This is a genomic window from Desulfosporosinus sp. BICA1-9, from assembly GCF_000802135.1.
Map to the genome: position 1 here is coordinate 1 of NZ_JUEE01000181.1, position 5,822 is coordinate 5,822.

Annotated in this window: 9 protein-coding genes and 1 pseudogene; 9 read left to right on the forward strand and 1 reads right to left on the reverse strand. The window is 43.3% G+C overall.

Annotation, left to right across the window (positions count from 1 at the left end; all coding sequences use genetic code 11):
• Window positions 1-604, forward strand: a 604-nt coding sequence (locus tag JL57_RS22770; RefSeq protein WP_034144224.1) for a hypothetical protein, incomplete at its 5' end; no start/stop codon positions are given.
• A 657-nt stretch (window positions 605-1,261) separates the two neighbouring features.
• On the opposite strand, the pseudogene dcm reads toward JL57_RS22770, so the two are convergent.
• A pseudogene (gene dcm / locus JL57_RS36575) lies at window positions 1,262-2,214 on the reverse strand (DNA (cytosine-5-)-methyltransferase).
• Between the two features lie 726 nt (window positions 2,215-2,940).
• On the opposite strand from dcm, the gene JL57_RS35275 reads away from it, so the two are divergent.
• From JL57_RS35275 to JL57_RS36590, 8 genes are all read left to right on the forward strand, one after another.
• Window positions 2,941-3,108, forward strand: a complete 168-nt coding sequence (locus JL57_RS35275; RefSeq protein WP_291300447.1) for a hypothetical protein — start codon at window positions 2,941-2,943, stop codon at window positions 3,106-3,108.
• Window positions 3,109-3,119: 11 nt separating this feature from the next.
• Window positions 3,120-3,383 (forward strand): hypothetical protein, encoded by a 264-nt coding sequence (locus JL57_RS22780; protein WP_034144225.1) that lies wholly within the window; start codon window positions 3,120-3,122, stop codon window positions 3,381-3,383.
• A 271-nt stretch (window positions 3,384-3,654) separates the two neighbouring features.
• Window positions 3,655-3,942, forward strand: a complete 288-nt coding sequence (locus JL57_RS22785) for a putative quinol monooxygenase (protein ID WP_034144226.1) — start codon at window positions 3,655-3,657, stop codon at window positions 3,940-3,942.
• 233 nt (window positions 3,943-4,175) lie between these two features.
• On the forward strand, window positions 4,176-4,286 hold the full coding sequence (locus JL57_RS35280; protein WP_291300448.1) for a hypothetical protein: 111 nt from the start codon (window positions 4,176-4,178) through the stop codon (window positions 4,284-4,286).
• A 6-nt stretch (window positions 4,287-4,292) separates the two neighbouring features.
• Window positions 4,293-4,415: a hypothetical protein gene (locus JL57_RS36580; RefSeq protein ID WP_366557074.1), complete on the forward strand. Its 123-nt coding sequence runs from the start codon at window positions 4,293-4,295 to the stop codon at window positions 4,413-4,415.
• 52 nt (window positions 4,416-4,467) lie between these two features.
• Window positions 4,468-5,325, forward strand: coding sequence for a DNA damage-inducible protein D (dinD, locus tag JL57_RS22790; protein ID WP_034144227.1), 858 nt, complete (start codon window positions 4,468-4,470; stop codon window positions 5,323-5,325).
• Window positions 5,326-5,414: 89 nt separating this feature from the next.
• Entirely contained in the window at window positions 5,415-5,594 is a 180-nt protein-coding gene (locus tag JL57_RS36585) for a hypothetical protein (RefSeq protein WP_366557076.1), read from the forward strand.
• Between the two features lie 4 nt (window positions 5,595-5,598).
• Window positions 5,599-5,822: Fic family protein (locus JL57_RS36590; RefSeq protein WP_366557075.1), on the forward strand; the 224-nt coding region annotated here is incomplete at its 3' end.

Consider the following 5,822-nt stretch of genomic DNA (forward strand, 5'->3'; position numbering starts at 1 on the left):
TTCTGATGACTTGATGGATGAGTATTTTTTCAGAGGCTCCAGGCGACATCCTCTTTGGAAGTCAGAAGCTGAATATAGGGCCCTTTTTGATAATGAATTGGGAAAAAATAAACTGGATGAATTTGAAATTACTTTTAAAGAGATTGAGAAGTATCTAATTGATTATTTCTCCATACCTGTCATCAATGAAAAAGTCCTTGAACACATTGAAAGAGAAGAAAGAAAAATAATCGAAAAAAAGAGTACGATTCCTGATAGAGATTATAAAAATTTAATGGACGGGATGAAAAAAATCGAGAAATGGGTTGATTGCCTGAGCAGGATTGCCTCCGAAAATGATATTCTTTTCGATTTTGTGATTATTAGTGCAAATAAATTTAAAAGTGGATTTTTGAAACAAGATCTGGAAAAAATCCGAATCGTTTTTCCATCTCTGAAGTTAATTTCATCTATCAAAGACGTATCGACGATTTTAACTTCTGAGAAAACGAGAGACAGTTTTTTTTATTTATTCTATAGAAGCAAAGATCATGATGGAAACGATAAAGAAGTGCCTGTAAAGGCTATTGCAGAGGCATTAGCGGGGGAATTATTTATGACGTGAGATAAGGACATAGCTTGTTTCATATTTCAGTCGGACCACAGGCGGTTTGCGATTAGTTCCAGATAAAGCGGTAGTCGCAGAGGCTTTTTGCTCGCCTCGCATTTCACGCGGCAGGGGACTGGTACTTCCCGCACTTTTTTGTTTTTGGCAATATTGGTTGCTTGCAGGGTCCTCCAAGAAGTGCTAGCGGAATGCTAAGAGGATTTATTGAAGCAAACGCAGTGAGATAACGGCGGGCAAAATAGTTGAGAACTATTCATATTCCTGTCTTAGCCAGTTACTCATCTAGGCTCACCGTAGAACAAAGTAGATTTTCTTCAAGAGACGGGGCTAAAGAAGGGCAGGAGGCCGAGGGGGAATCATCCCTGCCGGTTTGCTTCCGGTTGGTTGATGGGGGGGTGTTTAGGATTCAGTAAGTAACGAAGCATAGCGCATGTGTAGGGTTTAAAAAACCTCGCATGCACTTTTTAATCTTCTCTATAAAAGCAGACGGCAAGACCGGGTCATGACCTAGAGTCTTGTCGCTGCTTGAAATAGGGGGGCTAACGCTACTTCGCTTCAAATTCGATCCGCAGGCTGGGATCTGTTTCCTTCTCGTCAATAATAGCATTATATTTTCCAATAATCTCTGCAAGTTTTGCGTTTCGTGCTGTACCGTCAAACAGGCTGTGCTCGCGGGGACAGCAGCCTCGCGTGCAGCTCTCCATCTTTTTTGACAATCAAAAACTGTTTACTGCTACCGCCTTCCGGCGTCCTCAGGCAACCGGCTATTCCGTCAAAACGGAGTTCTAAACACTGTTTTCCGTGCCTTGTGCGACGATAACCTGTTGCCACAATCTCGTCAAATTCAGCCAGCTTTTTCTGATGATGCGGTGGTATAAGCTTCAAGGCATCATCTTTGTCATAGGGTAGATTGAAGTCAATCAGGTCAACAAGGCTTTTTTTACGCTCGGGCGGCTTGTCGGCGCGCCACCATATCCGGTGGGGCAAAGTACGGCCAAGCGTAACGGCGGCTTGATTATGTAACCAGTTAGGCCCGGAGTCACATAAATCAGCAGGGATGGGTATGTCCTGCCTGATCGCAATCACAAAAACCCTTGGTCTGGACTGCGGAACGAAAAGCGCTGCGTTTATCAAGATGGCACCGCTCTTATAGCCCAATCGCAATAAGGCATAATGAAGTTTTATGTAGTTTGCGCTGGTATTTGAAGATAATAAGCCCGTAACGTTCTCAATTAATAAAAGCGCCGGTTTTTCCGGCATCTCCTCTAATATGCGAAGCCATTCCCAAACCAGACCGCTACGTTCCGCGTCAATCCCACCCAGGAGCCTGCCAAGGACAAATCCTGACAAGGAAAACTAGCCCAAGACAAATGAGCGTAAGGCAAACTAGTCCCGGATATGTTTTTTATGTCATTCAGTACAAAGTGCTTGCTTGTAAAATTTTCTTTGTAGACGGCAGCTTTCTTAGAGCAAATATCATTTGACCAAACAGGACGGAACATATCTTTAAAACCATAAGCAACTAAGCCGCTTCCTGCAAAAAACTCATGCATTGTCCATGGGGCAGACGCCAAACTGACTTTATGATACTTTTTCCCTGATTGCATAACGTCTACCTCCGTTCATTTGCAGTAGAATAACTAACTATAATAACCCAAAGTGATTTTATTTCACAAAGGCTATGGATGTCCATTTGTTAATCATATATTATCAAACATATGTTCTTGGTACAATATTTTTTCTTGATAATTGGTCTGTTTTCCCATAAAGATCCGAAGCGGAAAGACGGTTTTTTCCCGCTACCCCTCTCCCATACCTTGCAATTCACCTCAAAAAAGCTATAATTAGGAATAGGTGGAAATTAAAAAGTCGCCGTGACCTGAAAGTGTTGACGCACTTCCAGGCACGAGCAGGTGGTATGAGCACCTACACGTAACAGTCCAGCTGTCCACGACGACATTTTTATTATACAATGTTGCCCGTTTATGCACAAGCAAGGTGCCTGTGCTGCGGGTGAAGTGAGTGTAATGGGATGTCTGGCAGGGAGCAGACTGTGCGGCTTCACGCAGCAAGAGATCAGCCTATTCCTGACCTAGGCAGCGGAAAGGAACTGTTCGCGTACCGGTTACGCGGGCCGCTTTTCTGTTCACAGCCGGTTTGCTTCCGGTTGATTGAGGTTAGGTGTTTAGGATTCAGCAAGTAACGAAGCATAGCGCATGTGTAGGGTGAAAAAAACCTAGCATGCGCTTTTTAATTTCCCCTATAAAAGCAGACGGCAGGACCGGGTCATGACCCGGAGCCTTGCTGCTGCTTGAAATAGGGGGGATATTAGGATGCCGGATTATAAAATGATGTATTTTCAGCTTGCGGCTAAAGTTGCAGATGCCATGGATATCCTTTTGAAAGCACAGCAGGAGGGAGAAGCGGAATTCATGGATGGAGAGCCGTTTCCTGGGCTCAAAGTCATGACCATTCAAGATGGAAACCGTGATTCTGAATAGGGAAAGAGGATTTGGACTGCCGGCCCAGGGATCTTAGCCGGCAGTCCAATGTTCTTCACTTCAAGACGGAAGCACAATTCAACATTCACCGCGATAACATGATCAAAGCCTACGATGAGCTGCTGAAGATGCTCACCGCATTGGACAGAACGGATCCGGAGGTGAAAGAAAAATACAGGGAGACGGCGAGTATCATTGTTGAAAATATGGCGAAGAGCCTGAAAGTATGCAGGACAAATTTATCAATTGATACGACCCAGTCCGAGAGGGGTTAAGTCCAGCGGCCACCTGGTTGTAATCCCCCTAGGGAACAAATCAAAAAACTCCTGAATTATGCCAGCAAGCAGTTATCGGTGTGGAACTGGAGCAGATCCGCGGGGAGCCGCAAGGAGCTCTCCTTTTCCGTGTGGGGGAGGGAGAAGTAATCGCTTGAAGGAGAAATTGCCTGTGTGTTGAATATAGTTACTAAAGATTAAACCCAATAAATCGCTAACCGAAGGCGAATACACAGCGTTCTGAGTGAAAAAACAAAGGAGTTGTTTGGAATTGTTGACGTTACTGGCAACCTTAAAAGTAAAACCTGGCAAAGAGGTCGAAGTGACCGAAATTTGTACTCAATTGGCCAAGGAAGTTCTAGCTAAAGAAAAGGACTGTTTGATGTACATACCCCATGTGGTAAAGAATGACCCAACTGAAATAGTCTTCTTTGAAAAGTACAAGGATAAGGAGGCCTTCAAAGCCCATGGGAGTTCAGCTTATTTTCAGGAAGCAGCCCAAAAGTATGAAGACCTACTAGAGGGTAAGATACATGTTAAATTTCTTGAAGAAGTTTAATAGGTAGGGATCTACTGAAGAAACTTAGATTTGTGGCTTAGTGTTGTAGGGTGAAACGGAAAGTTTTTGTATTTCAGCTGTCTACTACTAGGGGAGCATATCAATCTTAGGCTTCGCTCCTTTTCCATTCACAACTAAAGTAGGAATCCACTGCATTTCTAAAAGATTGTAGATTGGTTTCCAGTATGATCCAGTTGGATCCATGGCACAAGGTTGATATGCAGGCCCGGGAGATGCTTGACAGGTTGGTTAGAGAATATGCCCAGCAGCTAGGTGTAACCGAGCAGCTCAAAGCCGAAAATTATACCGAGCTAAATACGCAAATCCTCAACGAACTGATATAGAAGATTGTGGTATACGAAAAGACGGATAACACTGACGGAAGCAAGAGTCAGAGGGTGAATATCAATTATAAATTTATCGGGTATATGGAAATGAAGGAGATGTTTGGTCTCCAATGGTTATCCCGATAGTGAAGGACGTAGGGATTGAAGTCATTCATTTTCATAGTACGGAGGATTGAAAATGTCAAATTTAAACGCTGAGGAATATAAAACATTTGAAAGCATAAAGCATATTCGGGAAAACGGAACAGAATTTTGGTATGCTCGCGAGCTTGCAAAAGTCTTAGATTATATGGAATGGCGCAATTTTCAGAAGGTTATTGATCGAGCTATACTTGCCTGTAAGAACAGTGGTTTCGCGGTTTCGGATCATTTTGTTGAGGTCAACAAAATGATAGAAATTGGCAAAGGTGGGAAAAGAAATACAATTGACTATGAGTTGACTCGATATGCATGTTATTTGATTGTTCAAAACGGCGACCCAAGAAAAGAAATAATTGCTTTGGGCCAAACATATTTCGCTATTCAGACACGCCGCCAGGAAGTTCAAGATGCCTTTAATCAGCTTGATGAAAATAATAAACGATTAGTTGTCCGTGGAAATATCAAACAGTGGAATCAGCTTCTTGCTGAAGCAGCACATAATGCTGGAGTAATTACCGATGAGGAATTTGCGATTTTTCAAAACGCCGGATATATGGGCTTGTATGGTGGCATGACTGTCTCAGACATCCATACAAAAAAAGGCTTGAAGAAAAATGAAAAAATTCTTGATTATATGGGAAGTACAGAGTTGATTGCTAATCTGTTCAGAATTTCTCAGACTGAGGAAAAACTGAAGCGAGATGAGATATCAACTGCCATCGAGGCAAATAACACACATTATGATGTAGCCGATAAGATACGTAAAGCTATTATCGAAATGGGAGCCACACTACCAGAGGACTTGCCTGTATCGGATAAAAGCGTTCAGACTATTGAGCGTGAGGAAATACGTAAACTCAGAAATTCAAAGAAAAAGCTGATGCTGGACGAATAGAGGTGTTTGATCTCCTCAAAAGTTGCGTGTTTCACTATGAGTTCGAATTTATCCATCCGTTTGCTGACGGAAATGGACGTATGGGGCGTATGTGGCAGACGCTTTTATTAAGTCGCTGGAAACCAATCTTTAACTGTTTGCCTGTGGAGACTTTAATCCGCGAACGGCAACAGGAGTATTACACCATATTGGCTGTTGCCGACAAAGCGGCGGATTCTACAGCTTTTGTTGAATTTATGCTCCGCCGTGATCCGAGATGCTTTAAATGATCTTATGCAAACCGAACAAGTTCGCGAGAAAGTTACCGATCAAGTCGAGCGCCTGATGTCTGCCTTAGGCAGCGAAACGCTGTCCGCAAAAGAGCTTTTGGAGCGGCTTGGACTTAAGCACCGTCCAACGTTCAGCAACAATTATTTGCGCCCCGCGTTGGAACTTGGCTTGATTGAGATGACTGTTCCTGACAAGCCAAACAGCAGCAAGCAGCAGTATCGGGCTGT